Raw genomic sequence first — 25464 nt, forward strand, 5'->3', positions numbered from 1 at the left:
CGGACGAACTCCCACTCAGCATCGGATAGTTCATGGCGACGTATCACCCGACCATGGTCCACCACCCGAGATCATTTGAAGACACCCCCTAGCGCCTGTCCGGCGTATCGTGCTGATCACCGCAGCCGATAAGGTCGCCCGCACTGGTCCGCCAAGTGGAGTGCGAAGGAGTTGCCGGACGTGTGGCCCGACCCGTGGCCGGTGGTCGACGAATCCGATCGGGCGCAGTGGGACTATGCGCCACTGGAACGTGTCGGCCCCCTGCGCTTCGGCATGAGCCCGCAGGAAGCGACCGTCGCCATGGAGGCACGCGGATACACCTCCGGGGTTCTCTCCAAGGTCGGTGAGTTCGGTCCCTTTGAGCAGATGCGCACGCGATTCCGCGCCGTGGGGGCCCCGTCGTACCGGGACGACGTGGTGGCCTACTACGTCGGCCCGATGGGACTGACCTGCATCGCCGTCGACGCCTTGTCCGGACCCCAGGTGTCCTGGGACGGGATCCGGCTGATCGGCCGGCCGCCTTCCGAACTCTCAGCTGATCTCAGCGCCTATCTGGAGCGGACCGGCAGGGACATCGAGATCACCACCGAAGGGGACATCGGCTCACAGCAGCTCGGGATGAACCCGCGTGCGCAGCGAGCCGGGGATGTTCTCCTCACGCGGCTGGTCTTCGGTCGGCCCAACGACTGGGCCAACACCGTGTTCGACTGCATTCCGGCCGAGGAATGGCGCATGCACTGAGCACGACCGTGCTTCTCGGGCGGGCGAGCGTTTTCCTTGCCGGTCACGCCTCTGGGCCGAAGCCTGGCCACCGACCCGGCGTGGGACGACAGGCGTCCCGTCGCCCGCCGGTTGCCTCCCGTCCCCCCGCCTACAGCCACCCGTTCTGCCGCGCTGCCCGGACCGCCTCCATACGGTTGCGGGTGCCGGTCTTGCCGATCGCCGCGGAGAGGTAGTTGCGGACGGTGGCCTGGGAGAGGTGGAGCTTGCCGGCGATGTCGGAGACGGTGGCGCCGTCCACCGCGGCGGTCAGCACGTCCCGTTCGCGCTGGGTCAGCGGATTGGGCCCGGCGCTGAGCGCCGCCGCGGCCAGCCCGGGGTCGATCACCCGCTCCCCGGCGAGGACTCGGCGGATCGCCGCCGCCAGGTCCTCCACCGGGCCGTCCTTCACCAGGAAGCCGGACGCCCCGGCCTCCATGGCGCGGCGCAGATAGCCGGGCCGCCCGAAGGTCGTGACGATCAGGACCTTGCACGACGGCAGCGCGGTGCGCAGGTCGGCCGCGGCGTCCAGTCCGCTGCGGCCGGGGAGTTCGATGTCCAGGAGGGCGATGTCGGGACGGGCGTCCAAAGCTGCCGCCACGATCCGGTCGCCCGCCCCGACCTGCGCCACGACCTGCATGTCCTCTTCCAGGTCGAGCAGCAGCGCCAACGCGCCCCGCATCATGCCCTGGTCCTCCGCGAGCAGGACCTTGATCACCTGGTCAACCCTTCCGTCTCCGTCATCTCCCCCGTACCGACCGGCAGTTCCGCCGTCACCCGGAAGCCGCGCCGGCCGTCGGGGCCGCTGCTCAGTGTGCCGCCGGCCGCTGCCAGCCGTTCGGTCAGGCCCTTCAGGCCGGTGCCGCCGACCGGGCCCGGTGTGCCGGGTGGCGTGGCGGCGCCGTCCGCGGAGTCCGTACCGGCGGTGTCACCGTCGCGTCCGGGGTCGCGGTCGCGGTCGCGGAACCAGGTCCGGCCGGCTGTCGGGGCCGCACCGGAGCTTACGGGACCCCGGCCGTCGTCCGTGATCGTCAGCCGGACCCGTTCCTCGTCGGCGTGCACCGCGATCTCGCAGCGGGTGGCGCCGCTGTGCCGGACCGCGTTGGTGACGCCCTCGCGGACCACCCAGCCCAGCAGCGCACCGGCCTGCGGGGGCAGCGGCGGCCCGGCCTGCCGTACGACGGCTTCGATGCCGGCCGCTTCCAACGCCGATCGGGCCCGGTCGAGTTCGGTGCTGAGGCTGCCCTCGCGGTAGCCGGTGACCGCCTCGCGGATCTCGGTCAGCGCCTGCCGGCCGACCGCCTCGATGTCCGAGGCCTGGGCGAGCGCCGCGTCCAGATCGCGCGGTGCCAGCCGGCGTACCGCCTCGGCCTTGACCACGACCAGGGACATCGTGTGTCCCAGCAGATCGTGCAGGTCACGGGAGAAGCGCAGCCGCTCCTTCTCCACGGCGCTGCGGGCCAGTTCCTGCCGGGTGGCCCGGAGTTCCTGGATGGTGTCGAACAGGCTCAGCACCGTGGACGTCACCATGCCGGAGAGGAACGTGCCGTAGCCGACGCCGAACGAGTCGCTGGGGTCGCCGGCATGCCAGCCGGACAGGAACCCGGCCGTACCGCTGAGCGTGACCAGCCACAGTGCCAGCTTCCTGCCGCGCAGCGCGCGGACCGTACCGGAGGCCAGCGACAGCAACGGGAAGAACAGGAACCAGCTGCCGCCGAAGCCGAGCGCGATGGCGAACGTGATGACGGTGAGCACGCCCAGGGCCACGACCGGGTAGCGGGTGTCCCGGAGCTTTGGGCTGAAGGCCGACCAGATGACCGTGAGGTAGAAGGAGTTGAAGGCCAGCAGCCCGAGGCCGGCCAGCCAGGGGTTGCCGGTCTTGCCCTGCACGATGTTGGAGAAGGCGCCGAGCCCCATCAGCAGCCAGGGCAGGAAGGAGTATTTGCCCGGGCCCTTTTCGGGCTTCCGGCCGGGTGACCATTTCGACGAACACGACGAGCCGTCGCCCCCGGCCGCCCCAGCCACTCCGTTGCTCCCGGCCACTCCAGCCGCTCCGTTGGTCCCGGTCACTTCGTCCGTCCCTGTCACCCCGCCGGGCGTCCCGCCGGCGGCGTCCTGCTCTCTCGTCCGCTGCACTGTCGTTTCCCCGGTCCGTGCGTCTGTGCCATCTGTGCCGTCTGTGCCCTGTGCGCCATCGCGGGTCACACCGTCCGCGCGGCCCTCCGGTACGCGTGCACCGCGTAACCGCCGAAGACTGCCAGCCAGGCGGCCAGCACCGCCACTGCCGCGAGGCTCGGTGCGCCGCCCTCGGTGACGCTCCGGCCCAGTTCGGCGAAGCGGTTGCCGGGCGTCCAGGCCGACAGGGCGCGCAGCCAGCCGGGGAACAGCTCGGCCGGGAACCACAGTCCGCCGATGATCGAGAGCAGCAGCATGCAGCCCGTGTTGACCACACCGGTGGACTGCGCCGAGAGGCGGTAGCCGTTGCCCAGCCCGAGCAGGGTGAACGGGGCGGTGCCGAGCCACAGCAGACCCGCCAGCGCGGCCCACTGCCAGACCGGCATCCGGACGCCGTTGACCAGCGCGCCCACCAGCAGCACCGCGGCGATGGCCGGCAGCACCGTCACCGACCCGGTCAGCCCACGGCCCACCACGGCCCGCAGCGGCCCCATCGGGGTGATCCGCAGCTGCCGCAGCCAGCCCAGTTGCTTGTCCTCGGCGACGCCGGTGCCGGTGCCGATCGCCGCGCCCAGCGCGCCGTACGCGGCCATCCCGACCATCGAGGCGGTCCGCCAGCCCATGTCGGCGCCGCCGGGGCCGGTGCCGATGTTGGTCATCAGGACGTACATCAGCACCGGCATGCCGATGCCGAAGATCACGAAGCCGCGGTCGCGCAGCGTACGGCGGACTTCGAGACGGAGGTAGGCGAGCATCACGCGGTCTCCTTCAGGGCATCGCGGGTCGGGGCGACGGGGCTCGGGTCGTTGTGGTCCGGGCCGTCGGAGTCCGAGCGGTCGGGGGAGGTGAGGGCGAGGAAGGCGTCCTCCAGGCTCGCGGCGGTGACCTCCAGGCCGCGGACCAGGCCCAGTCCGGCCAGCGCCAGGACCGTGGCGTCGGAGTCCGCCGTCCGCAGCAGGGCGCGGTCGCCGCGGACCTCCACGGTGTGCACGCCGGGCAGTGTGGACAGCGGCGCGGTCGGCGCGCCCGCGAGGTCGAAGGAGACCAGCGACCCGCCGGCCCGCCGCTTGATCGCCTCGCCGCTGCCGTCGGCGACCACCCGGCCCCGGTCGATCACCACGATCCGGTCGGCGTGGTCGTCCGCCTCCTCCAGGTAGTGGGTGGAGAAGACGATGGTGTGGCCGCGCCGGGCGTACGCCCGCATCGCGCGCCAGAACGTCCGGCGGGCCTCCACGTCCAGGGCCGCGGTCGGCTCGTCGAGGACCAGCAGGTCGGGGTTGCCGGCCAGCGCCACCGCGAACCGGACGCGCTGGGCCTGGCCGCCGGAGAGCCGGTCCACCCGCCGCCCGGCGAACTCGGCCAGGCCCGCCAGCTCCAGCGCCTCGGTGACGTCCATCGGCCGCGGGTAGGTGGCGGCCACGAAGCCGACCAGTTCGCGGACGGTGACCCGGGGGACGGCCTTGCCGTCCTGCAGCATCGCCCCGACCCGGCCGGCCCGTACGGCGGTCTCCGGCTCGCCGCCGAACAGCCGCACCGTGCCCGAGGAGGGCGGCAGCAGGCCCAGCAGCATGTTCAGGGTGGTGGACTTGCCGGCGCCGTTGCGGCCGAGCAGCGCCACCGTTTCGCCGGCCGCGATCCGCAGGTCGATGCCGTCCACGGCCCGCACCGCGCCGTAACTCCGGGTGACGCCGGAGAACGCCACGGCCGTCCCGCCGCCGTCCCGCCCCACCGGCCCCGCCTGCGCCGTCGTCCCCGCCCTGCCCGGTGTCATCTCCGGTGTCCTGCCCGGTGCCGCCGGTGCCGTGTCCGGTGCCATGTCCGCCCCCTTCGGTCGTTTGCTGTCCATGACGTTACGGAGCGTGGGCGGCCTCGGGGCAGGGGCGAATGTGGGTGATGACCCCTGACAAATGTCATGGGCGCGGACCGCGGCAACGACTCGTCGGGGCGGGCCCGGAAACGACTCACGAGTGCAGAGAGCGGCAACGACTCACGGGCGGCCCGCGACCGCGACGCGTTTCTGACAAACCGTCAGAGGTCTTCCCGGTATCCGGCGGATCGGCTATACATGAAGGCCATCGGCTAGAACGCGTTCTAGAAGCCGGCGGTTTCGCGTGCGGCACCGTTGCCCGGCCGCAGTGCGCGCCGGGCGGTTTCCCGTGTGGCACCGCCGACCCGCGCGCGGTCCGCGCCGACCAGAGACGACCCCGGCCGGGCCGACGGTGCGGACGGCCGGGCCGGGGTCTTTTGACGCACTCCACCGTGGTGAAGGAGCAACCGCCCCCATGCCCATCGACGTCGTCAAGGCCACCTCCGCCGAACCGCGGACCACCGAGCTCGCCTGGGACCACAAGGACGTCCAGCTCTACCACCTCGGCATCGGCGCCGGCGCGCCCACCCCCGAGAAACCGCAGGCCGCCACCGACCCGGACGAACTGCGCTACACCCTGGAGAGCGCACTGCACGTCCTGCCCAGCTTCGCCACCGTCGCCGGTGGGGGCATGGCGCTGGCCGGCGGGCTCTCCGCCCCCGGCATCGACGTCGACCTCGCCGCCGTCCTGCACGGCGGGCAGACCGTCACCGTGCACCGGCCCCTGCCGGTGCGCGGTCGCGCCACCCAGACCTCGTCCGTGCCGGCCGTGTACGACAAGGGCAAGGCCGCCGTCATCGTGCTGCGTTCCGAAATCGCCGACGACGACGGTCCGTTGTGGACCTGTGACACCCAGATCTTCGTCCGCGGCGAGGGCGGCTTCGGCGGCGACCGCGGCCCCTCCGCCCGCCTCGAACTGCCCGACCGCGCCCCCGACCTGACCACCGAACGGCAGATCCGCGCCGACCAGGCGCTGCTGTACCGCCTCTCCGGCGACTGGAACCCGCTGCACGCCGATCCGGAGTTCGCCGAGCTCGCCGGCTTCGACCGGCCGATCCTGCACGGGCTGTGCACCTACGGGGTCACGCTCAAGGCGGTCGTCGACACGCTGCTGGACGGTGACGTCTCCCGGGTCCGGTCGTACCGCACGCGCTTCGCCGGGGTGGTCTTCCCGGGGGAGACGCTCCGCATCCGGCTCTGGCGCGAACCCGGCCGCATCCAGGCGTCGGTGACGGCGCCCGAGCGGGACGACGCGGCGGTGCTGGCGGACACCGTCGTCGAGCACGGCTAGTCCCTGCTCGCCGTCGCCCGCCGTGGCCTGCCGTTGCTCCGATGTCGCTCCAATGTCGCTTTGTCGCCACCGGTTGATGTCTCCGATATCTCTGATGTCTCCGATATCTCCGATCGTTCCGCCGATTGATGCCTCCGAGTTGTCGTCTCCGAGGGGAGCCGTGAGATGCGCGCAGCCGTACAGCACGAGACCGGGCAGGACAAGCTGGAGGTCCTCGACGACGTCGAGGCGGTGGGGTTCGGGCCGGGCAAGGTCAGGATCCGCATCCGGGCGACCGGACTGTGCCACTCCGACCTCTCGGCGATGAACGGGGTGCTGCCGCAGCCCGCGCCCTTCGTCCCCGGGCACGAGGGCGCCGGGGAGGTCGTCGACGTCGGCGACGGCGTCACCGGCCTGGCGACGGGCGACCGGGTGCTGATGTGCTGGCTGCCCGCCTGCGGCAGCTGTCCGTCCTGCAAACGCGGCCAGACCCACCTCTGTCTGGCCGGGTTCATGAACGCCGGCACGCCCAACTTCCGGCGGCCCGGCGGGGACGTCTTCGGCTTCGCCGGCACCGGCACCTTCGCCGAGGAGGTCGTGGTCGCCGCCAACTGCGCGGTCCCCATCCCGGACGACGTCCCGTACGAGATCGCCGCGCTGATCGGCTGCGGCGTCACCACCGGGCTCGGCGCGGCCCTCAACACGGCGCAGGTGGCGGCCGGCTCCTCGGTCGCGGTCATCGGCTGCGGCGGGGTCGGGATCTCCGTCATCCAGGGCGCGCGGGTCTGCGGTGCGGCCCGGATCGTCGCCGTCGACCCGGTGCCCGCACGGCGCGAGGCGGCACTGCGCTTCGGCGCCACCGAGGCCGTCGCGCCGGAGGAACTCGACGGCGCCAAGGCCGAGTTCACCGGGGGCGAGGGCTTCGACTACGTCTTCGAGGTGGTCGGCAGGTCCGCCACCGCCCGCACCGCGTACGAGACGACCCGGCGCGGCGGCACCCTGTGCGTGGTCGGTGCCGGCGCCATGGACGACGCCTTCCGGGTCAACATGTTCGAGCTGTTCTTCGACGAGAAGCGGATCCTGCCGTCCCTCTACGGCGGCGGGGACGTCCTGCGCTCCTACGAGCGGGCCATCGCCCTGTGGCGGGCCGGCCGGATCGACCTCGAAGGACTGATCACGCACCGCGTCCGGCTCCCGGAGATCAACGACGCCCTCGACCAGATGCGCTCCGGGACGGCCCTGCGCACCTGCATAGAGATCTGACCATCAACGGGGTCCGAGAGATCCGACGCCAAGAGATCCGATCGCCGAGAGAACTGACCGTCAAGAGATCCGATCGCCAAGAGATCCGACCGGCCGGTGACGGGACCCGATCCGGCCGGCAGACCGAGAGGACGGGAACGCCAGATGGCACAGCCACTTGAGGGCCTGACCGCGATCGTCACCGGGGCCGGCCGCGGACTGGGCCGCGCCGAGGCCCTCGAACTCGCCCGGCTCGGCGCGCAGGTGGTGGTCAACGACTATGGGCAGTCGGGGCGCGACGGTTCGGGCGCCGCCTCCGCGGGCCCCGCCGAGGACGTCGCCGCCGAGATCCGCGCGACGGGCGGCCGGGCGGTGGCCCACGTCGGCGACGTCGCCGACCACCAACAGGCCGGCGAGCTCGTCCAGTTGGCCATCGACACCTACGGCCGGCTCGACATCCTGGTTAACAATGCGGGCATCCTCCGGGACCGGATGGTGTTCTCGATGACCGAGGACGAATGGGACATGGTCATCCGGGTGCACCTCAAAGGTCACTTCAACACCACCCGCTTCGCCGCGGCCCACTGGCGCGAGCGGTCCAAGGCGGCCGGCGGCCCGGTGCACGGCCGGATCATCAACACCTCCTCGGAGGCGTTCCTCGCCGGCTCGGCCGGCCAGCCCAACTACGCCGCCGCCAAGGGGGGCATCGTCGGCCTGACCACCTCCACGGCGCTGGCGCTGGCCAAATACGGCGTGACGGCCAACGCGATCTGCCCGCGCGCCCGCACCCGGATGACCGAGGACGTCTTCGCCGGTTTCGGAGAACCGGCCGACGGCCGGCTCGACCCGCTCGCCCCCGAGCACGTCGCCCCGCTGGTCGGCTATCTGGCCGCACCGGCCGCGGCCCGGGTCAACGGCCAGCTGCTCGTCGTCCACGGCGGCATGGTCGCGATCGCCGAACGCCCCCGGATCGCCGCCAAGTTCGACACCACGAAGGAACTCTTCACCTTCGAGGAGCTGGACGAACTGCTGACGCCCTACTACGCACAGCGCCCGCCGCACGAGACGTTCGCGGCGGGCGAGGTGCTGGCCCTCAAGCACGGCTCCTGAAACAGGGCTCCTGAAGCACGGCTTCTGGGGCGCGGCCCCGGAGCCCATGGGGGCTTAGGCGCCCTGCGGCTGCTTGTCCCGGCGGTGCCGGCCGTGCGCGGTGGAGTCGGACTCCTCCGTGGCGGCCGGGCCACGGTGCCTGCCGGAGCTTGCAGCCTCGGCGGCCTGGGCGGATGCCTCCTGGGGGCGCGCCTGGGTCGTGTCGGTTCGGGCTTCGGACATGGGAAGAGTCACTCCGTCGGATCGCTTGCTGCTGTACGCGTCGGGACCCCGCCCGACCGCCGAGGGGCCGTACCCCGAGCGGCGTGATCGGTGGCCGGTCAACCGGCTGCGTAGCCCCCACCCGAAAGTTTAACGGGGCGGGAAATCACGCTCCACCGGGCCTAGCGGGACCCCAGAGGCGCCTGTTGCAGCGGAACTGGCCTGCACATAGGGGGATGTGCGGGGGAGCACTGCGGTTCCGTGACGGCGGCCTTCGGTTGTGCAGATGCTGTGGAGTGGTTGGTGGCATCCCCTGCATCCGGGACAATCCCCCCGCCACGTACGGCCGCCTCCTCCGCCACCGCCCGTACGCCCCCCACCGGCCTCGCCACCCCCATCAGTCCCACCAGCCCCACCGGCCCCGATCGCTCCACGGAACCCACAGATCTCGCAGATCCCACCGGCATCCTGACCTCCCCTGGCCCCACCGGCATCCTGACCTCCACCGGCCCCACCGGCCCCACCGGTTCCACCGGCTCCAGCGGTATGGCCATCCTCGCCAGCCCGCACGGTTCCGCGTCCGTCGCGCACGGCAGCAGTAGTTCGCCGTCGGCCGTCCACAGCCCGGCCCCCGCCAGCCACCCGTCCGGTACGGGCAGTTGCCGCAGCCGCCGGCCCCAGGGACGCCAGATCCCCAGCCGGGTGCCGTGTGCCGCGTCCACCCGGAACGCCACCGCGCAGCTCTCCGGCGCCAGCATCTGCCCCGGCTGCACGGCGAACGGCGTCACCGCGGCATCGGCCGGCCGCAGGCACTCCGGGAACCGCACCGGCAGCCTGCTGCCCAGCACGCCCCAGCCCAGCCGGTCGTGGCCCGGCGCGTCCGAGCGGACCAGCAGCAGCCCGCTGTCCGGATCGGCCAGCAGCAGCCGGTCGTTGCTCTCCTCGGTGATCTGCAGCAGCGGCCCGGTCTCGCCGCCCCGCGCCAGATCGACCAGCACGGTCTTCGTCCGGCCGTCCAGCTCCCGGTCCAGGGCGAGCAGCCGCCCGCCGCGGTCCAGCCACGCGCCGCCCGTACAGCGCCCGGGGATCTCCACGATCCGCTCGGGCCCGCCCGCATCGCCGGGCACCCGCCACAGCGCGGTGTGCCCGCCCGCCGGTGCCAGGGCGTACGCGTCGGTGCCGCCCGGCGTCGGCGGGAGCAGGGTCAGTTCCGCCGCTTCCACGGCGCCCAGCAGGAGTTCACCGGTCCCGGGGTCGGTCGGGTAGAGCAGGGAGAGGGCGAAGCGGTCGGCGACCCGGCGCAGGATCAGCACCCGGCCGTCCGCGAGCGGCAGCAGTTCGCTGTCCGGCTCCTCCGGCTGGCTGCCGGGCAGTGGCACCGCGTACGGCTCCGGGCCGCTCAGCGTCCAGCGCTCCGGGTACCAGCTCCGGTCGGCGTCGTCGTGCCGGGCGAGCCGGGCGGCGTACGAGCCGTCGGCGGCGATCGTCAGGGCCGCGCGGTGCGGGCCGTCGAGTGCCGTGGCGTCCTCAGTGGCGCAGATCGTCATGAAGTGGTCACCTCCAGTCGGCAGACCGACGCTAGTTTTCGCACTTCCGGCCGATCACTGCGAGTTGCGGCACTTCACGCATAAGGGTGGCGGATGTCCGGTTCGCCGGTACCGGATGGGGTGGTTGTGCTTCCTGCTCCCACGGCGGGCCGCCCCGGGCGGGGTTCACGGGTGCGCCCGCGCGCGGGCGGCGGCGGTGCGGGTTCCCGCCCGGGAGGTAACCTTCCACCCGTGCCCGTACTGTCTGAAGTCCTCACCGCGCTCGACGCCCTCTGGCCCCCCGAGCGGGCCGAAGGGTGGGACGCCGTCGGCACGGTCTGCGGAGACCCGGACGCCGAGGTCAGCCGCGTGCTGTTCGCCGTCGATCCGGTCCAGGAGATCGCCGACGAGGCGGTACGGCTCGGCGCCGACCTGCTCGTCACCCATCACCCGCTCTACCTGCGCGGGACGACGACGGTCGCGGCCTCGACGTTCAAGGGCAAGGTCGTGCACACGCTCATCAAGCACGACATCGCCCTGCACGTCGCGCACACCAACGCCGACACCGCCGACCCCGGCGTCTCCGACGCCCTGGCCGGCGCCCTGGACCTGCGCGTCCTCGGCCCGTTGGTGCCGGACCCGAGCGACCCGGCGGGCCGACGCGGCCTGGGCCGGATCTGCGAGCTGACGCACCCGATGCCGCTGGCCGAGTTCGCCGCGTACGCGGCCGCGCACCTGCCGGCCACCGCGCAGGGCATCCGGGCGGCCGGCGACCCGGACCGCGAGATCCGCACCGTCGCGGTCTCCGGCGGCTCCGGCGACAGCCTCTTCGACGATGTCCGGGCGGCCGGTGTGGATGCCTTCCTCACCGCCGACCTGCGCCACCACCCGGCGTCCGAGGCCACCCAGACCACCGGACGGACCAACCCGCCGGCGCTGCTCGACGCGGCCCACTGGGCCACCGAATGGCCGTGGTGCGAGCAGGCCGCGGCCCAGCTCGACGCGGTCTCCGACCGGCACGACTGGGGACTGCGCACGCACGTCTCCCGTACGGTCACCGACCCCTGGACCGCCCACGCGGCGTCCACCCCGATCTTCACCCCGACGCACACCACAGGAGCCCCCCGCTGAACGCCGCGCCCGCCGACCAGATCCGCCTTCTCGACGTCCAGGGCCTCGACGTCCGGCTCACCCAGCTCGCGCACCGGCGCAAGAACCTCCCCGAGCTGGCCGAGCTGCAGACCCTGGAGGCCGACCTCACCCAGCAGCGCGACCTGCTCGTCGCCGCACAGACCGAGGAGAGCGACACCAGCCGCGAGCAGACCAAGGCCGAGCAGGACGTGGACCAGGTGCGCCAGCGCGCCGCCCGCGACCAGAAGCGGCTGGACTCCGGCGCCGTCACCTCCCCCAAGGACCTGGAGAACCTCCAGCACGAGATCGCCTCGCTCGCCAAGCGCCAGGGCGACCTGGAGGACGTCGTCCTGGAGGTCATGGAGCGCCGCGAGGCCGCCCAGGAGCGGGTCGCCGAGCTGACCTCCCGGGTCGAGGCCATCCAGGCCAAGGTCGACGACGCCGTCGCCCGCCGCAACGCCGCCAGCAGCGAGATCGACGCCGAGGCCGCCGCGGTCACCAAGGAGCGCGAGCTGACCGTCGCCGACATCCCGGCCGACCTGCTGAAGCTCTACGACCGCATCCGCACCAAGGAGGGCGGCGTCGGCGCCGCCCGCCTCTACCAGCGCCGCTGCGAGGGCTGCCGCCTGGAGCTGAACATCACCGAGCTGAACGACGTCCGGGCGGCCGCCGCCGACGCCGTCCTGCGCTGCGAGAACTGCGGCCGGATCCTGGTCCGCACGCCGGACTCGGGCCTGTAGGCCGTGCCGCGCACGCTGATCGTCGAGGCGGACGGCGGGTCCCGGGGCAACCCGGGGCCGGCCGGCTACGGCGCGGTCGTCCTCGACCCGGAAACGGGCGAGGCGCTCGCCGAGGCCGCCGAGTTCATCGGCACCGCGACCAACAACGTCGCCGAGTACAAGGGCCTGGTGGCCGGGCTGCGGGCCGCGCACGCGCTGGACCCGGAGGCCCGCATCCAGGTCCGGATGGACTCCAAGCTGGTCGTCGAGCAGATGTCCGGACGCTGGCAGATCAAGCACCCGGGCATGAAGCCGCTGGCCGCCGAGGCCAGGTCGGTCTTCCCGGCCGACCGGGTCACCTACGAGTGGATCCCGCGCGCCAAGAACAAGCACGCCGACCGGCTCGCCAACGAGGCGATGGACGCCGGGAAGATCGGCAAGCAGTGGGAGCCGCGGGACTCCCGGGCCGCACTGGCCACCGCCGCCGCACCCGCCCGCAGCGCCGCGGCGGAGTCTGCCGAGGCCCCCGAGGCGGTGGCCGCCCCGCCGGTCGGCTGGGGCGCCCCGGACCTCGGCGTGCCGGCCACGTTCGTGCTGCTGCGGCACGGCGAGACGGCGCTGACGCCCGAGAAGCGGTTCTCCGGCAGCGGCGGCACCGACCCCGAACTCTCCGCCGTCGGCCACCGCCAGGCCCAGGCCACCGCGGCCGCGCTGGCCGCCCGCGGCACGATCCAGGCCGTGGTCAGCTCACCGCTGCGGCGCTGCCGGGAGACCGCGCAGGCGGTCGCCGACCGGCTCGGCCTGGACGTACGGGTCGAAGAGGGCCTGCGCGAGACCGACTTCGGGGCCTGGGAGGGGCTGACCTTCGCCGAGGTGCGCGAGCGCTACCCCGAGGACCTCGACGCCTGGCTGCACTCCTCGAAGGCGGCGCCCACCGGGGGCGGCGAGTCCTTCGCGTCGGTCGCCCGCCGGACCGCGGTCACCCGCGACAAGCTGCTGGCCCGGTACGCCGGCCGGACGGTCCTGCTGGTCACCCACGTCACGCCGATCAAGACCCTGGTCCGGCTGGCGCTGGGCGCCCCGCCGGAGTCGCTGTTCCGGATGGAGCTCTCCGCCGCCTCGCTGTCCGCGGTCGCGTACTACTCCGACGGCAACGCCTCACTGCGGCTGCTGAACGACACGTCGCACCTGCGCTGAGCGGTGCGCCCAGGCCCAGGCGCTACGGCTGGCGCTACGGCTGGCGCTGCGGCGTGGGGTGTGCGGTGTTCGATGGGGAGCGCGGCTGACGGGTCGCAGGCGGGGCGGCCCTGAGGGTCAGCCGCGGAGCGCCGCCGCCTGATGGGCCAGTCGCTCGATCCGCGCCCAGTCCTTGGCGGCCAGTGCGTCGGCCGGCAGCATCCAGGTCCCGCCCACACAGCCGACGTTGGGCAGCGCGAGGTACGTGGGCGCGGACGCCAGGGTGATCCCGCCGGTCGGGCAGAAACGGGCCTGTGGCAGCGGGGCGGCCAGCGACTTCAGATAGGCCGTCCCGCCGGCCGCCTCCGCCGGGAAGAACTTCAGCTCGGTGATGCCCTCGTCCAGCAGGGTCACCACCTCCGAGGCCGTCGAGACGCCCGGCAGGAAGGCCAGGCCGGAGTCCCGCAGCGCGCCCAGCAGCCGCGGTGACCAGCCGGGGCTGACCAGGAACCGGGCGCCGGCCGCGCGGGCCGCGGCGACCTGCTCCGGGTTGAGCAGTGTGCCCGCGCCGACCACCGCGTCCGGGACCTCGTCGGTGATCGCCCGGATGGCGTCCAGCGCGGCGGGCGTCCGCAGGGTCACCTCGATCGCCGACAGCCCGCCGGCGACCAGCGCCCGGGCCAGCGGGACCGCGTCAGCGGCGTCCGCCAGCACGACGACCGGGATGACGGGGGCGAGCCCGAGCACCGACGGGACCGAAGGACCGGAGGCGGACGCGGGACCGGAGGCAGACAGGTGGGAGGAGCCGGCCGCGGGGGAGGAACCGGACGCGGGGGAGGAGGCGGCGCTGGTCACCCCGCCCATACTGCGCGCCCTGCCCACTCTGCGCAACGACCGTTGCGCAGGGTGCAATCAACCCCTCAACTGTTTTGCTACCGGCCTTACCGGTCTCAGAGCTCCGTCACGATCACATCGAGCGCCCACGGCTTGCCGCCCTTCGCCGGGGCCTCGGCCTCCACCGCATATCCCAGGTCGCGCAGCGCCTCCACCAGCTCCGCCGGGTCCTGCGGCGTCCGGCCCGCCGACAGCAGATCGCGGACCAGCCGGCCCTTGGTCGCCTTGTTGAAGTGGCTGACCACCGTGCGCTTCTCCACGCCCTTCACGGTCTTCGACTGGAGCACCCGCACCGACGCGGTCCGCCCGGCCACCTCGCCCTTGGGCTTCCACGCCGTCGCGTACGCCGCCGACCGCAGGTCGAGCACCAGGCCCGTACCGGCCGCCGCCGGCAGCACCTCCGCCATCGGCGCCCGCCAGTACGCGCCCAGCGCGCCGAGCCCCGGCAGCTTCACGCCCATCGAGCAGCGGTACGACGGAATCCGGTCGGTGATGCGGACGGCGCCCCACAGCCCGGAGAACACCAGCAGCGACCGCTCGGCCAGCTCCCGGGCCGGGGCGTCCAGGGACGCGAGGCCGAGCGCGTCGTAGAGCACGCCGGTGTAGATCTCGCCGGCCGGCCGCGTCCCGGCCGTCCGCAGCCCCGCGTTCTTCGCGATCTCGCCCTTGAGGCCGTCGCTGAGCCCGAGCACCTCCTGGGCCTTGGTCTCGTCCGCCGCGCACAGTTCGGTGAGCTCGCCGAGGACCGCCGCACGCGCGGCGGTCAGTCCGGGCAGCGACAGCGCGCCGGTGTCCAGCGGCGCCCCGGCCGCTCCCGGCGCCTTGCCTTCGGACGGCGGCAACAGCACGAGCACGGTGTTCTCCTTCACGGCGGTACGAGCGGGGGTGCGGCCCCCGGAAAGCGTATGGCCTGCGGCGGCCGCCCCGAGAACCGCGGCCGGGACCTGAGCACCGGGCCAGGACCTGAACACCGCGGCCAGGGCCTGAGGACCCCCGCGGCCAGGACCTGAACACCGCGGCCAGGGCCTGAGCACCCCCGCGGCCAGGCCCCGAGGCCGTGGCCCGCCGCCAGGCGGGCCCGCCGTACCCGCCGGGCGCGCCTCCCCGCCCCGATCGCCCCGCGCGCCGCCTCCGCCATCCGGTCATACGCTCGGTTCCATGCCCCGTCGCCATATGCATGTGACCGACGCAGCCGAGGCCCCGCTGCGCGCCGCGCTGCGGGAGCTGCGGATCGACCTGGAGGTCCCGGACCACTTCCCGCCGACGGCCCAGGCCGAGGCGGACAGCGCCGCCCGGGCCCCGCGGATCCCGGCCGCCGACGGCGCGGTGGCGACCGAGCATGCCCTGGACGACGCCACCGACCTGCCCCTCTTCACCATCGACCCGCCCGGTGCCCGCGACCTCGACCAGGCGATGTTCCTCGCCCGCCGCCCCGACGGCAGCTTCCGCATCCACTACGCGATCGCCGACGTCGCCTCCTTCGTCACGCCGGGCGGTGCGCTGGACGCCGAGGCCCACCACCGCGTGACCACGCTGTACTTCCCCGACGAGCGGATCCCGCTCTACCCGTACGCGCTGAGCGAGGGCGCCGCCAGCCTGCTGCCCGACCAGGACCGCCCGGCCGTCCTCTGGCAGCTCGACCTCGACCCCGAGGGCGTCCTGGTCGCCACCTCCGTCCGCCGCGCCCTGGTCCGCTCCCGCGCCCGCCTCGACTACGAGGGTGTCCAGCGGGCCATCGACGAGGGGACGGCCGAGGAGCCGCTCGACCTGCTCCGGGAGATCGGACTGCTGCGCGAGGAGCTGGAGGTCGCCCGGGGCGCGATCTCGCTGCACGTGCCCGAGCAGGAGATCGTCGAGCGGAACGGCCGCTACCACCTGGCGTACCGCGCGCCCCTGCCGGCGTACGGCTGGAACGCGCAGATCTCCCTGCTCACCGGAATGGCCGCGGCCGAACTGATGCTGGCCGCCGGCACCGGCATCCTGCGGACCCTGCCGACCGCCCGGGACGGTTCGGTCGCCCGGCTGCGGCTGACCGCCCGGGCGCTCGGCGTCGACTGGCCGCACCACACCTCGTACTCCGCGCTGATCCGCAGCCTCGATCCGCACTGCCCCCGGCACGCCGCGTTCCTCCAGGAGTGCACGGCCCTGCTGCGCGGCGCCGGTTACACCGCCTTCGACGGCACCCCGCCCAGCGCCTCCGAAGCGCTGCACGCCGCGGTCGCCGCCCCGTACGCGCACGCCACCGCACCGCTGCGCCGGCTGGTCGACCGCTACACCTCCGAGCTGTGCCTGGCCGCCTTCGCCGGCCACGAGCCGGCGGACTGGGTGCGCAGTGCGCTGCCCGCGCTGCCGCACGAGATGGAGACCGGCTCCCAGCGCGCCAACCAGGTCGAGCGGGCCTGCGTCGACCTCGTCGAGGCCGCGCTGCTGCGCGACAGGGTCGGCGAGACCTTCGAGGCCCTGGTCGTCGACATCCAGGAGCAGGACCCCACCCGCGGCACCGTCCACCTCTACGAACCGGCCGTCATCGGCCCCGTAGAGGCCGCCCCCGAGGGCCCCGCGCTGCCCCTCGGCCAGCACATCCGGGTCCGCCTCGCGGAGGCCGACCCGGGCCTCGAACCGGTCCGCTTCACGCCGGTCTGACGCCTTTCGCGGTCACGCGGCTTCCACGCGGCTGCTACGCGGCCCCCGCGACCGGCCGCCCATCCACCGCCGGGGCCTGCCCATCCCCCACCTCCGGGGCCTGCCCGTCCGCCGCCGTCCTCGCCGCCCTCGCCGCCTGTACGGCCGCCACCGCGCCTCGTGCGTCATCGGCGTGGAACCGCACCGTCCGCACCTCGTCCCGACGCCCCGACAGCCGTACCCCGACGACCGGAACCGTCAGCTCAACGGTCACCGACGTCTGCCCACCCACACCCAGCGCCCACACCCCGCCGCCGTCCGTCCCCTTCCTGTCCTCCCCACCCTTCCCGTCCTTGGGAAAGCGGAGGTCGTACCGGACGGAGGCGATCCGGTCCAGCGGAACGCGGATCTGCCGCCGGGCGCCGTCCCGGAGCAGCAGATGGTCCGTGCCGAGCACATGCGGACGGGTGACCGCGGCCGCCTGGAAACCCAGCAGCATCAGCACCGTGTAGACATCGACGACCAGCATCACCACCCGCGCCACCGGAACGTCGGCGAGCATCGCATGCACCCCGGCCGTCTCCACCACGCACACGAACGTCAGCCCGTAGACAAGCGCCGACTGCGCCGCCGCGTACGGCACGGCCCGCTCGCCCGCCGCCACCCCGAACCGCCGCCGCGCCACCCACCACACCAGACTTGCCAGCCACCGCCCCTCATGCGCCAGCAGCCGCCGCACCGTCCCGCTCTTCCGGCCTGCCTCGCCCCGGCTCACCGGGCACGCTCCGCGACCAGCCGGATCGCCCGGCGCATGGCCTCGGCCTGTGCGGGCGGGAAGTGCGCGTAGTACGCCGCCATGAAGCCGCCGTCCGTCTCCCGGCCCGCATCGGCCGCGCGCGCCCACTGCTCCCCGCCGACCTCGGCGATCACGGTGTCCGGAACGCAGTCGGCGACCGCCTGCGCGACCCGTTCCACCTGCGGATCGTCCGGCGCGACCGCTGCCAGCGCGTCCAGCAGCCCGTACACCTCGTACGCCCGCTCCATCGCCCCCGGCGCCGCGGTGAAGTCCCCGAGCAGGCCGGCGACCCGCTCGCCCGCCCCGTCGCCCGCCGACTCCAGCAGCGCCAGCACCTCCCGTTCCTTCGCCGCCATCGCGGGCTCAGGACCGGGGAGCGTCGCCGAGGTGCGGGCCATCTCCCGGAACATCGCGGCCAGTTCGTCCGACACCGGACCCTCCGCCGGCAGCCCGCCGTGCTCCTCCGCCTGCTGCCGCAGCGCGGCCAGCCGGGCCCGCCGCGCCCGGATCTCTTCCTCCTGGCGCGCCAGGTCGGCGTCCAGTTCGGCCAGCACCTCGTGCAGCTCGCGCCCGGAGTCGTCGGCGAGGACGTCCCGGACCTCCTCCAGCCCGAGCCCCAGCTCCGTCAGCCGGCGCAGCCGGGCGAGCGCGACCGCGTCCCGCAGCCCGTACTCCCGGTAGCCGTTGGCCCGGCGTTCCGGCTCGGGCAGCAGTCCGAGGTGGTGGTAATGGCGGACGGCACGAGTGCTGACGCCCACGAGACCTGCGAGCTCACCGATTCTCATGCCGCCAGTAGAAACGTTGCCGCTGCGACAAGGTCAAGCGCATAACGTGCGCATTCCCGGCGGGCGGAGCGTATTCCCGGCGGACCGAGCGCATTCTCCGGGGACCGAGCGCATTCCCAGGGAAAGGGGCGCATTCTCGAGTGAACGGTGCCGGGACGCGGGGCCGGTTCCGCGCCGGGTAGCATGGTCGCCACGGCGGACGAGCCGGCCGGACGGCCGCGTGGGGATCGGCAACGACCCTCCCGAGGAACGTCCGGGCTCCACAGGGCAGGGTGGTGGGTAACACCCACCCGGGGTGACCCGCGGGACAGTGCCACAGAAAGCAAACCGCCGGAGGCTTTGGCCTCCGGTAAGGGTGAAACGGTGGTGTAAGAGACCACCAGCCTCCGAGGTGACTCGGAGGGCTAGGTAAACCCCACCCGGAGCAAGGTCAAGAGGGGGCATCGGCGATGCCCCTGCGCGGACGACCGAGGGCTGCCCGCCCGAGTCCGCGGGTAGACCGCACGAGGCTGTCGGCAACGGCAGCCCTAGATGGATGGCCGTCTCCCCCCGGCCCGCAAGGACCGGGGGCGACAGAACCCGGCGTACAGGCCGACTCGTCCGCCCCTTACGGCTCTGGCCAGGGGGAATGCCCTGGTCGGGAGGCAGTCATGATGCCCCGTCCCCGCCGCGGCCGGGACCCTGAGGAGCTGGGCCCCGAGAAGCTGGTCGAAGCTGCCCGGACCGCCGGTGTGACGGACGGGCGCCTGCTGTGTGCCCTCCGGGTGACCCCGCGGGTGGCCTTCGTCCCGGAGTCCCACCGTGCGTCGGCGTACGTGGACGTACCGGTTCCGATCGCTCACGGCCAGGTGACGACGCAGCCCTCCCTCGTGGCGATGATGGTCGCCGCACTCGGTCTCACGGGGGATGAGCTGGTGCTGGAGGTCGGTAGCGGGCTCGGGTTCCAGACCGCGCTGCTGGCTCGTCTCGCGGCCTACGTCGTCGGCGTCGAGCGCTGGGCGGATCTGGCCGGGCGGGCCCGGCTCAACCTCGCCGGGCAGGGCATAGGGAACGCCGGGATCGTCGTCGGTGACGGCACCTTGGGCGTGCCGGGCCGGGCTCCGTTCGATGCGATCGTGGTCTCCGCCGCCTTCCCGGAAGTGCCGCCGCCGCTGGCCGCACAGCTGCGGGTCGGTGGCCGTCTGGTGCAGCCGATCGGGCCCGGCGGCCAGGAGTTGGTCGAGCTGTACGAGCGGGCGCGGCAGGGACTCGTGCGCCGGCGGACCGTCGTTCCCGCTCATTTCGTCCGCCTCTACGGCGAGTACGGGTATTCCCCGCCGGGCCCGTTCGGGGAGACTCGCTGACATGGTGAACGTCCTCGGTGTCGACGCCTGTCCCGGCGGTTGGCTGGCGGTCGAGCTCCACGACGGCCGCTTCGCCGAGGCGCGGGCCGTGACAACACTGCGCTCCCTGTTGCCCATTGCCGCGGCCGGTGGGGTCGCGGTCGTGGCCGTGGACATGCCGCTGGGGCTCCTCGAAGCCGGCTGGCGGCGGGCGGACGGCGAGGCGGCGGCCCTGTTGGGGCCGCTCAGGGGAAGCGTTTTCCGGGTGCCGCCGCGCGCGGTGTGGCAGGAGGAGACGTACGACGACGCCCGGGGCCGGTGCCGCGAACTGACCGGGGCCGGGCTGAGCCGCCAGAGCTGGGGGCTCGCGGCCAAACTCCGTGAGGCGAACGCCTGCTTGGCGGAACCCGGGGGAGAGCGGCTCTTCGAGGTGCACCCGGAGGTGTCGTTCCGGGCCCTGGCGGGCGGCGCGTCGCTGCTTGCCCGTAAGAAGAGCTGGGCGGGGCAGATGGCGCGGCGCGCGCTCCTCGCCACGGCCGGCATCGTCCTCCCGGACGACCTGGGGGCCGCGGGGCGCACCCCGCCGGACGACGTGCTGGACGCGGCCGCGGCCGCATGGACGGCCCACCGGATCGCCCACGGCCGTGCGCACTCCCTCCCGGACCCGCCGGAGCGCGACGCCGACGGGCGCCCCCTCGCCATCTGGTACTGAGGTACCCGCCCGCAGCCGTACCCGCGCAGGTCCCTCATCCGTAGGGGTGTGGACCAGCTCTCACATGGGTAACACCCCTTTCCCGTAAGGGGTGTTGCGGCGGGGGGTCGTGACTTCTGAGTGGGGGGAGAGTCGGATGTCCGACCTGGCGACCGTATCGGCCGAGATTGCGCCCTATCTGACCATGGCGGCCAACAGCCTCGGTACGTCCGTGATCAGTGCTGCCCAGCAGCGGATCGCCGAGCGCACCGTGACGGCCGGGGAGGGGTTCTTCCGCCGGCTGCTGCGCCGCGGAGACGGGGTGGACGGGGCCGACGGAGGGCCGGTGGGCGGGGACGGGCGGGTGCTCCTGGACCAGGAGCGGGCGGATGCCCTCGACCGGCAGCTGGCGGCCCTCGGTGACGACGAGCGGCGGTTGCTGGCCGAGGCGGTGGCCGTCTGGCTGGCGGAGCCCGCCGACCGGCGGGACGGGCCGCACCTCCTGCGGCAGATCGACCGGCTCGCCGCGCCCGCGGGCGGCCGCACCGTCCACCACCACGTCACCGCGACCGGCCGGGGCTCGATCGCGGCCGGCGAGATCCACGGCGACATCCACATGGGAGGCAGCGCGGACACCCGGAACGGTTCATGAGCCGCCCGGCGGACCGCGGCGACGTCCACCACAGCGCGACCTCGCACGGCGATCACTCCATCGCGGCCCACGACATCAGGAACATCTTCATCAAGTGGGTGATGCACCCCAGCGCCCGCTGGCTGCCGCTGCTGCTGGCCTGCGCCGCCGTGGTGATCGCCGGTACCGACTGGCCGGACGGACCGGCCCGCCAGTACACCCTCTGGGGCCTGCTCACCGGCCTGTCGGTGCTCACCGCCGCGGCCCGCGTCCTCGACCGCAGCCCGCGCGACGCCCGGCTGGCCGGTGTGCTGTCCCTGGTCTCCGTATTGGCCACGGTCGGTGGCTGGCTGGCCTTCCAGAGCGTCCGGACGCACGGCGAGATCGATGTGACCGGACAGGTCCGTGCGGTGGGCAGCCAGCCGCTGGACGACACCGCGCACCGCACGCTCACCCTCCGGCTCGACGCCCGTGCGCTGGCGGAGCCGCGGAACGCGCTGCGGCTGACGCTGGCCATCTCCGATCACGACCCGGCCGGCCCGACCTGCCTGCCGGACACCCACGCCACGCTCTCGCTGCTCAGCGCGGGCGCCGCGGACCGGACCGCGGACCTCCGGCCCGGCGGCACCACCGATTTCGCCCTCGGGGCACGGACCACCACGGTAACGATCGGCGTCCGGCTGCACACCGGCCGCGGCTGCCGGATGGACGTTCGGACGGTGAGTGCGGTGTTGCACGATGGGTGACGGGCCGTCAAATGGCCGCGGATCGGGAGGGAGTGACGCCGACGCGTACGGAGTGGCGTAGCGCGTAGCGCGTAATGCGTAATGCGTAATGCGTAATGCGTAGGCGTAACGCGTAGGCGTCACGCGTAAGGAGCAGGGGCCGTCGGAACGGGGGAGACCGGTGAGGATCGCACGAAGCACGAACACGACTCGAAGCACGAACACGACAGGAACCGTGAGCACGACACGGACCGCGAGCGCAGCAGTGCTCGCGTTCATCGCGCTCGTGGCGACGGCCTGTGGGTCCTCGGAGGCGCCCTCGCTCTTTGCGGGGGGCAAGGTGTCGGTCGGGGCCAAGAACGACCAGCCCGGCACGGGCGTCGTCCACACCTACAAGTTCTCCGGTTTCGACATCACCGTGGCCCAGCAGATCCTCAAGGCGGTCGGCGCCGAGCCGGACTTCGGGATCGTGCCGTCGGAGGACCGCAGTGCGGTGCTCACCGAGAAGAAGAAGGACCTGGTCGTGGCGACGTTCTCGATCACCGTCGACCGGATGAAGACGCTGGACTTCGCGGGCCCGTACGCGTCCACGTACCAGGGCATCATGGTCCGCAAGAACGACAAGCGGATCCGCAAGCCCGAGGACCTCTTCGGCAAGCGCGTCTGCACCTGGCCCGGGACGACGTCCGCCACCACGCTGGAGGGGCCGCAGTACGCCCGGGTCGCGGTCTACGAGCGGCCGGACGCGTCGAGTTGCCTCACCGACCTCAAGGTCAAGAAGGTGGCCGACGCGGTCTCGACCGACCAGATGATCCTGTACGGCTTCACGCAGGAGAACCCGGATCTCAAGGTCGTCCCGGACATCACCTACGGAGCCGTCAACCACTACGGCATCGCGATGGCCAAGGGGCACCGCGAGGACTGTCTACGGCTGCGGGACGCGCTGCGGGACTACGTGAACAGCAACAACTGGAGCCACGACTTCTCGACGTCGCTGTGGGCCGTCACGAAGGCGGACCCGACCTGGGAAACCGATTACAAGCCGCGCGCCGAGACCATCGACGCGCTGTCGTGCCGGGACCGGCCCCGCACCTGATCAGTCCGCCGCGGGCCGGTCGTCCCGGGCGTACCGCAGCAGGGTCACGCCGTTGCCGAAGGCGTGGGTCTCCAGGAGCCGGAGGCGGGTCCGGGCGTCCGTGTCGGGGAAGAGCGGAGTGCCGCGGCCGATCAGGACCGGGTGGACGTAGATGCGGAACTCGTCGACCAGGTCGAGCCGCAGGAAGGTCGCGGAGAGCCGGGCGCCGCCGAGCGTCAGGTCCCCGCCCGGCCGGGAGGTCAGCTCCCGGACCTGCTCGACCGTGACCTCTGGCAGGACCGTGGTGTTCCAGTCGGCCTGCCGCAGGGTCCGGGAAAAGACGAACTTCGGCATCTCCCGCCAGATCCCGGCGAATTCGGCCGTCGGCCCGCCGACGGCCGGATCGGCGTCGGCGGTGGGCCAGAACCCGGCCATCAGCTCGTGGGTGACCCGGCCGGTGATCATGCCGCCCATCGTCCGGAGCAGGTCGTTGAAGTGCTGGTGCAGCTCGTCGTCGACGACGTGCCAGTCGATGTCGTGGTCCGGTCCCTCGATGAAGCCGTCGAGGGACATCGACATCATCAGGACGATCTTCCGCATGGCGGTCCTCCAGGCCGGCGTCCTCCTACTCGCCCGGCACCCTATTCCTGCCCGGCTGTCAGGGCACCGGTCCGTGCGTCGCGACCACCCGAGTGGGGCCGCCACGTCGCTCGACATGCGGACCGTGCGTGACCTTGTCGATACTTTGTGCTATGAATGAACGATTTGTACCCATCCCTGGCAGTGAGCGGGCTGCCGCGCCCAAGGCGCGCCCCGCCGGATCGCTCGACGGTTCCACGCCCGTGCACGCGACGATCATGCTGCGCCGGCGGGCCGAGGTCCCCCGGGACCTGATCACCGGGCCGGACACCATCTCGCAGGCCGAGCTGGCGCAGCGGTACGGCGCCGACCAGGCCGACGCCGACCGCGTACGCGAGGTGCTGGGCCGCCACGGCGTCGACGTGAACGAGGTCGACCTGGCGTCGAGACGCATGAAGGTGTCCGGCACCGCGGACCAGATGGCCGCCGCGTTCGGCACCCAGCTGTCCCGGGTGGCCAGCCCCGACCCCACCCACGGTGAGCTCGTCGAGCACCGGCACCGCGAGGGCCCGCTGCAGCTGCCCGCCGAGCTGGACGGCGTGGTCGTGGCGGTGCTCGGCCTGGACGACCGCCCGCAGGCGCGGCCGCACATCCGGCACGCCCGGGCCCGGGCCCGCCACACCTCGTACAAGCCCTCGCAGCTGGCCGGCGTGTACCAGTTCCCGCCGGACACCGACGGCAGCGGGCAGACGCTGGCGATCGTCGAACTCGGCGGCGGGTTCACCCAGGGCGAGCTGGAGGAGTACTTCCGGTCGCTCGGGCTGCCGAAGATACCCAAGGTGACGGCGGTCAGCGTCGGCACCGCCCAGAACCGGCCGACCGGGGACCCGCACGGTGCCGACGGCGAGGTGCTGCTGGACATCGAGGTCGCCGGTGCGCTGGCGCCCGGCGCCGAGCAGAAGGTGTACTTCGCGCACAACACCGACCAGGGCTTCGTCAACGCGGTGACCCAGGCCGTCCACGACACCCCGACCCCGGCCGCGCTGAGCATCAGCTGGGGCCTCGCGGAGCCGTTCTGGACCGACCAGGCCCGCGCCGTATTCGACGAGGCGCTGGCGGACGCGGCGGCGCTGGGTGTGACGGTGTGTGCCGCGGCCGGCGACGACGGCAGCGGTGACGGCGTCGGTGACGGCCTGCCGCACACCGACTTCCCGGCCTCCAGCCCGCACGCCCTGGCCTGCGGCGGCACCCGGCTGGACGCCGACCCGGACTCCGGTCTGGTGCGCAGCGAAGTGGTGTGGGGCGGCGACGGCGGGGGTGCCACCGGCGGCGGCGTCAGCGAGGCGTTCCCGCTGCCGTCCTGGCAGACCACGGCCGGAGTGCCGCACAACGGCAGCGGTCCGGGCCGCGGCCTGCCGGACGTCTCCGGTGTCGCCGACCCGGCCACCGGCTACGAGGTCCTGGTGGACGGCCACCGCTCGGTGATCGGCGGCACCAGTGCCGTCGCCCCGCTCTGGGCGGCGCTGACCTGCCGTCTGGTCCAGGCGCTCGGCCGCCCGCTCGGCATGCTGCACCCGCTGCTGTACGCCGGAGCGACCCCCGGGCACACCGCCCGCGGCTTCCGGGACGTCACCGACGGCACCAACGGTGACTTCGACGCCACCCCCGGCTGGGACCCCTGTACCGGTCTGGGCGTCCCGAACGGCATCGAACTCCTCGCCTCCCTGCGGGAGATGGTGACCCACTGACCCCTGATTCCCTGACCCGCCGGGCCGCTCCACCGCCTTGCCCGATCGTGCGGTGGAGCGGTTCCGTGCCCGGTACCCTCGGGGGGATTTCCCTCGAATGGGTGTACGGAACGGGTGTTTGTACGGGTGGGGGCTGCGGTGCTCAAGCACTACTACCGACTGGTGTACTGGAAGCGGCGGATCAGCCGGTCCCTGGGGTGGCGGCACGGTACGGGCCCAGGCGCCCTGGGACCGCGGCGGCCGCGGATGCGCACCGGGCGGGGACCCGGCCGCAGCCGCCAACTCCTTTACGGGGCCCGCCCGTTCCTGATCTTCGGTGCCCTGGTCGCGCTGGTCGTGCTGGCCTCGGCACTGGTCGCCGGCGGTTACGACGACGTCGGCTGGGCGGTGACGACCGGGGTGGCGGACGGGGAGTAGGCC

General features: G+C 73.2%; 26 protein-coding genes and 1 other RNA gene. 16 read left to right on the forward strand and 11 right to left on the reverse strand.

Annotated elements, in window-relative coordinates; translation table 11 throughout:
- Nucleotides 1–180: 180 nt before the first annotated feature.
- Nucleotides 181–741 (forward strand): hypothetical protein, encoded by a 561-nt coding sequence (locus ACGF4C_RS34195; RefSeq protein WP_393571721.1) that lies wholly within the window; start codon nt 181–183, stop codon nt 739–741.
- A gap of 130 nt (nt 742–871) precedes the next feature.
- Here ACGF4C_RS34195 and ACGF4C_RS34200 read toward each other — a convergent pair whose 3' ends face one another.
- The 4 genes from ACGF4C_RS34200 to ACGF4C_RS34215 form a co-directional block, all read right to left on the reverse strand.
- Entirely contained in the window at nt 872–1477 is a 606-nt protein-coding gene (locus ACGF4C_RS34200; RefSeq protein WP_393571723.1) for a response regulator, read from the reverse strand.
- Nucleotides 1474–2676, reverse strand: coding sequence for a sensor histidine kinase (locus ACGF4C_RS34205; protein ID WP_393571831.1), 1203 nt, complete (start codon nt 2674–2676; stop codon nt 1474–1476). The genes ACGF4C_RS34200 and ACGF4C_RS34205 overlap by 4 nt, the downstream gene beginning before the upstream one ends.
- 284 nt (nt 2677–2960) lie before the next feature.
- Nucleotides 2961–3689 (reverse strand): ABC transporter permease, encoded by a 729-nt coding sequence (locus ACGF4C_RS34210; protein ID WP_393571725.1) that lies wholly within the window; start codon nt 3687–3689, stop codon nt 2961–2963.
- Entirely contained in the window at nt 3689–4705 is a 1017-nt protein-coding gene (locus tag ACGF4C_RS34215; RefSeq protein ID WP_393571833.1) for an ABC transporter ATP-binding protein, read from the reverse strand. Before ACGF4C_RS34215 ends, ACGF4C_RS34210 begins: the two co-directional genes overlap by 1 nt.
- Nucleotides 4706–5216: 511 nt before the next feature.
- Between ACGF4C_RS34215 and ACGF4C_RS34220 the strand changes: the two genes are divergently transcribed.
- The 3 genes from ACGF4C_RS34220 (at nt 5217) to ACGF4C_RS34230 (ending at nt 8423) form a co-directional block, all read left to right on the forward strand.
- Nucleotides 5217–6092, forward strand: a complete 876-nt coding sequence (locus tag ACGF4C_RS34220; protein WP_393571727.1) for a MaoC/PaaZ C-terminal domain-containing protein — start codon at nt 5217–5219, stop codon at nt 6090–6092.
- A 165-nt stretch (nt 6093–6257) separates the two neighbouring features.
- The gene (locus tag ACGF4C_RS34225) at nt 6258–7334 is read left to right on the forward strand and encodes a Zn-dependent alcohol dehydrogenase (protein WP_393571729.1); all 1077 of its coding nucleotides are present in this window, start codon (nt 6258–6260) and stop codon (nt 7332–7334) included.
- A 144-nt stretch (nt 7335–7478) separates the two neighbouring features.
- Nucleotides 7479–8423, forward strand: coding sequence for a 3-oxoacyl-ACP reductase (locus tag ACGF4C_RS34230; protein WP_393571731.1), 945 nt, complete (start codon nt 7479–7481; stop codon nt 8421–8423).
- A gap of 54 nt (nt 8424–8477) precedes the next feature.
- On the opposite strand, the gene ACGF4C_RS34235 is transcribed toward ACGF4C_RS34230, so the two are convergent.
- Both ACGF4C_RS34235 and ACGF4C_RS34240 read right to left on the reverse strand, forming a co-directional pair.
- Nucleotides 8478–8645, reverse strand: a complete 168-nt coding sequence (locus tag ACGF4C_RS34235; RefSeq protein WP_393571733.1) for a hypothetical protein — start codon at nt 8643–8645, stop codon at nt 8478–8480.
- Nucleotides 8646–8806: 161 nt separating this feature from the next.
- Nucleotides 8807–10171, reverse strand: a complete 1365-nt coding sequence (locus tag ACGF4C_RS34240) for a hypothetical protein (RefSeq protein WP_393571735.1) — start codon at nt 10169–10171, stop codon at nt 8807–8809.
- 231 nt (nt 10172–10402) lie between these two features.
- Here ACGF4C_RS34240 and ACGF4C_RS34245 point away from each other — a divergent pair, with 231 nt between their 5' ends.
- The 3 genes from ACGF4C_RS34245 to ACGF4C_RS34255 are packed head-to-tail and all read left to right on the forward strand — an operon-like array spanning nt 10403 to nt 13197.
- On the forward strand, nt 10403–11281 hold the full coding sequence (locus ACGF4C_RS34245) for a Nif3-like dinuclear metal center hexameric protein (protein ID WP_362136224.1): 879 nt from the start codon (nt 10403–10405) through the stop codon (nt 11279–11281).
- Nucleotides 11278–12021 carry a zinc ribbon domain-containing protein gene (locus ACGF4C_RS34250; protein ID WP_393571835.1) on the forward strand — a complete coding sequence of 248 codons (744 nt, stop codon included), beginning with the start codon at nt 11278–11280 and terminating at the stop codon, nt 12019–12021. Before ACGF4C_RS34245 ends, ACGF4C_RS34250 begins: the two co-directional genes overlap by 4 nt.
- A gap of 3 nt (nt 12022–12024) precedes the next feature.
- Entirely contained in the window at nt 12025–13197 is a 1173-nt protein-coding gene (locus ACGF4C_RS34255; protein ID WP_393571739.1) for a bifunctional RNase H/acid phosphatase, read from the forward strand.
- Between the two features lie 117 nt (nt 13198–13314).
- On the opposite strand, the gene eda is transcribed toward ACGF4C_RS34255, so the two are convergent.
- Both eda and yaaA read right to left on the reverse strand, forming a co-directional pair.
- Nucleotides 13315–14040, reverse strand: coding sequence for a bifunctional 4-hydroxy-2-oxoglutarate aldolase/2-dehydro-3-deoxy-phosphogluconate aldolase (eda, locus tag ACGF4C_RS34260; RefSeq protein ID WP_393571741.1), 726 nt, complete (start codon nt 14038–14040; stop codon nt 13315–13317).
- Nucleotides 14041–14126: 86 nt separating this feature from the next.
- Entirely contained in the window at nt 14127–14924 is a 798-nt protein-coding gene (gene yaaA / locus ACGF4C_RS34265; RefSeq protein WP_393571743.1) for a peroxide stress protein YaaA, read from the reverse strand.
- Nucleotides 14925–15228: 304 nt separating this feature from the next.
- Here yaaA and ACGF4C_RS34270 point away from each other — a divergent pair, with 304 nt between their 5' ends.
- Nucleotides 15229–16713 carry an RNB domain-containing ribonuclease gene (locus ACGF4C_RS34270; protein WP_393571745.1) on the forward strand — a complete coding sequence of 495 codons (1485 nt, stop codon included), beginning with the start codon at nt 15229–15231 and terminating at the stop codon, nt 16711–16713.
- 34 nt (nt 16714–16747) lie between these two features.
- On the opposite strand, the gene ACGF4C_RS34275 is transcribed toward ACGF4C_RS34270, so the two are convergent.
- Together ACGF4C_RS34275 and ACGF4C_RS34280 are read right to left on the reverse strand one after the other, a co-directional pair.
- Nucleotides 16748–17467 carry a hypothetical protein gene (locus tag ACGF4C_RS34275; protein WP_393571747.1) on the reverse strand — a complete coding sequence of 240 codons (720 nt, stop codon included), beginning with the start codon at nt 17465–17467 and terminating at the stop codon, nt 16748–16750.
- Entirely contained in the window at nt 17464–18273 is an 810-nt protein-coding gene (locus ACGF4C_RS34280) for a MerR family transcriptional regulator (RefSeq protein ID WP_393571749.1), read from the reverse strand. Before ACGF4C_RS34280 ends, ACGF4C_RS34275 begins: the two co-directional genes overlap by 4 nt.
- A gap of 200 nt (nt 18274–18473) precedes the next feature.
- On the opposite strand from ACGF4C_RS34280, the gene rnpB reads away from it, so the two are divergent.
- The 6 genes from rnpB to ACGF4C_RS34310 all read left to right on the forward strand — a co-directional run bounded on the left by rnpB (nt 18474) and on the right by ACGF4C_RS34310 (nt 22738).
- An RNA gene (gene rnpB, locus ACGF4C_RS34285) (RNase P RNA component class A) lies at nt 18474–18876 on the forward strand.
- A gap of 47 nt (nt 18877–18923) precedes the next feature.
- Nucleotides 18924–19616, forward strand: coding sequence for a protein-L-isoaspartate O-methyltransferase (locus ACGF4C_RS34290; protein ID WP_393571751.1), 693 nt, complete (start codon nt 18924–18926; stop codon nt 19614–19616).
- Between the two features lies 1 nt (nt 19617).
- The gene (locus tag ACGF4C_RS34295) at nt 19618–20307 is read left to right on the forward strand and encodes a DUF429 domain-containing protein (protein WP_393571753.1); all 690 of its coding nucleotides are present in this window, start codon (nt 19618–19620) and stop codon (nt 20305–20307) included.
- Between the two features lie 136 nt (nt 20308–20443).
- Complete coding sequence (locus tag ACGF4C_RS34300) at nt 20444–20938, forward strand: hypothetical protein (RefSeq protein WP_393571755.1); 495 nt, start codon at nt 20444–20446, stop codon at nt 20936–20938.
- Complete coding sequence (locus tag ACGF4C_RS34305) at nt 20935–21663, forward strand: hypothetical protein (protein WP_393571757.1); 729 nt, start codon at nt 20935–20937, stop codon at nt 21661–21663. Before ACGF4C_RS34300 ends, ACGF4C_RS34305 begins: the two co-directional genes overlap by 4 nt.
- A gap of 214 nt (nt 21664–21877) precedes the next feature.
- A complete protein-coding gene (locus ACGF4C_RS34310; RefSeq protein ID WP_393571759.1) occupies nt 21878–22738 on the forward strand; it encodes a transporter substrate-binding domain-containing protein in 861 nt (286 codons plus the stop codon).
- Here the strand turns inward: ACGF4C_RS34310 and ACGF4C_RS34315 are convergent, their stop codons facing one another.
- Nucleotides 22739–23317 carry a dihydrofolate reductase family protein gene (locus ACGF4C_RS34315; RefSeq protein WP_393571761.1) on the reverse strand — a complete coding sequence of 193 codons (579 nt, stop codon included), beginning with the start codon at nt 23315–23317 and terminating at the stop codon, nt 22739–22741. It lies immediately after the preceding gene.
- Nucleotides 23318–23469: 152 nt separating this feature from the next.
- Between ACGF4C_RS34315 and ACGF4C_RS34320 the strand changes: the two genes are divergently transcribed.
- A complete protein-coding gene (locus tag ACGF4C_RS34320) occupies nt 23470–25044 on the forward strand; it encodes a protease pro-enzyme activation domain-containing protein (RefSeq protein ID WP_393571763.1) in 1575 nt (524 codons plus the stop codon).
- Nucleotides 25045–25170: 126 nt separating this feature from the next.
- The gene (locus ACGF4C_RS34325; RefSeq protein WP_393571765.1) at nt 25171–25461 is read left to right on the forward strand and encodes a hypothetical protein; all 291 of its coding nucleotides are present in this window, start codon (nt 25171–25173) and stop codon (nt 25459–25461) included.
- Nucleotides 25462–25464 lie beyond the last annotated feature (3 nt).

It is taken from the genome of Streptomyces sp. NPDC048197, assembly GCF_043202395.1.
GTDB lineage: Bacteria > Actinomycetota > Actinomycetes > Streptomycetales > Streptomycetaceae > Streptomyces > Streptomyces siderophoricus.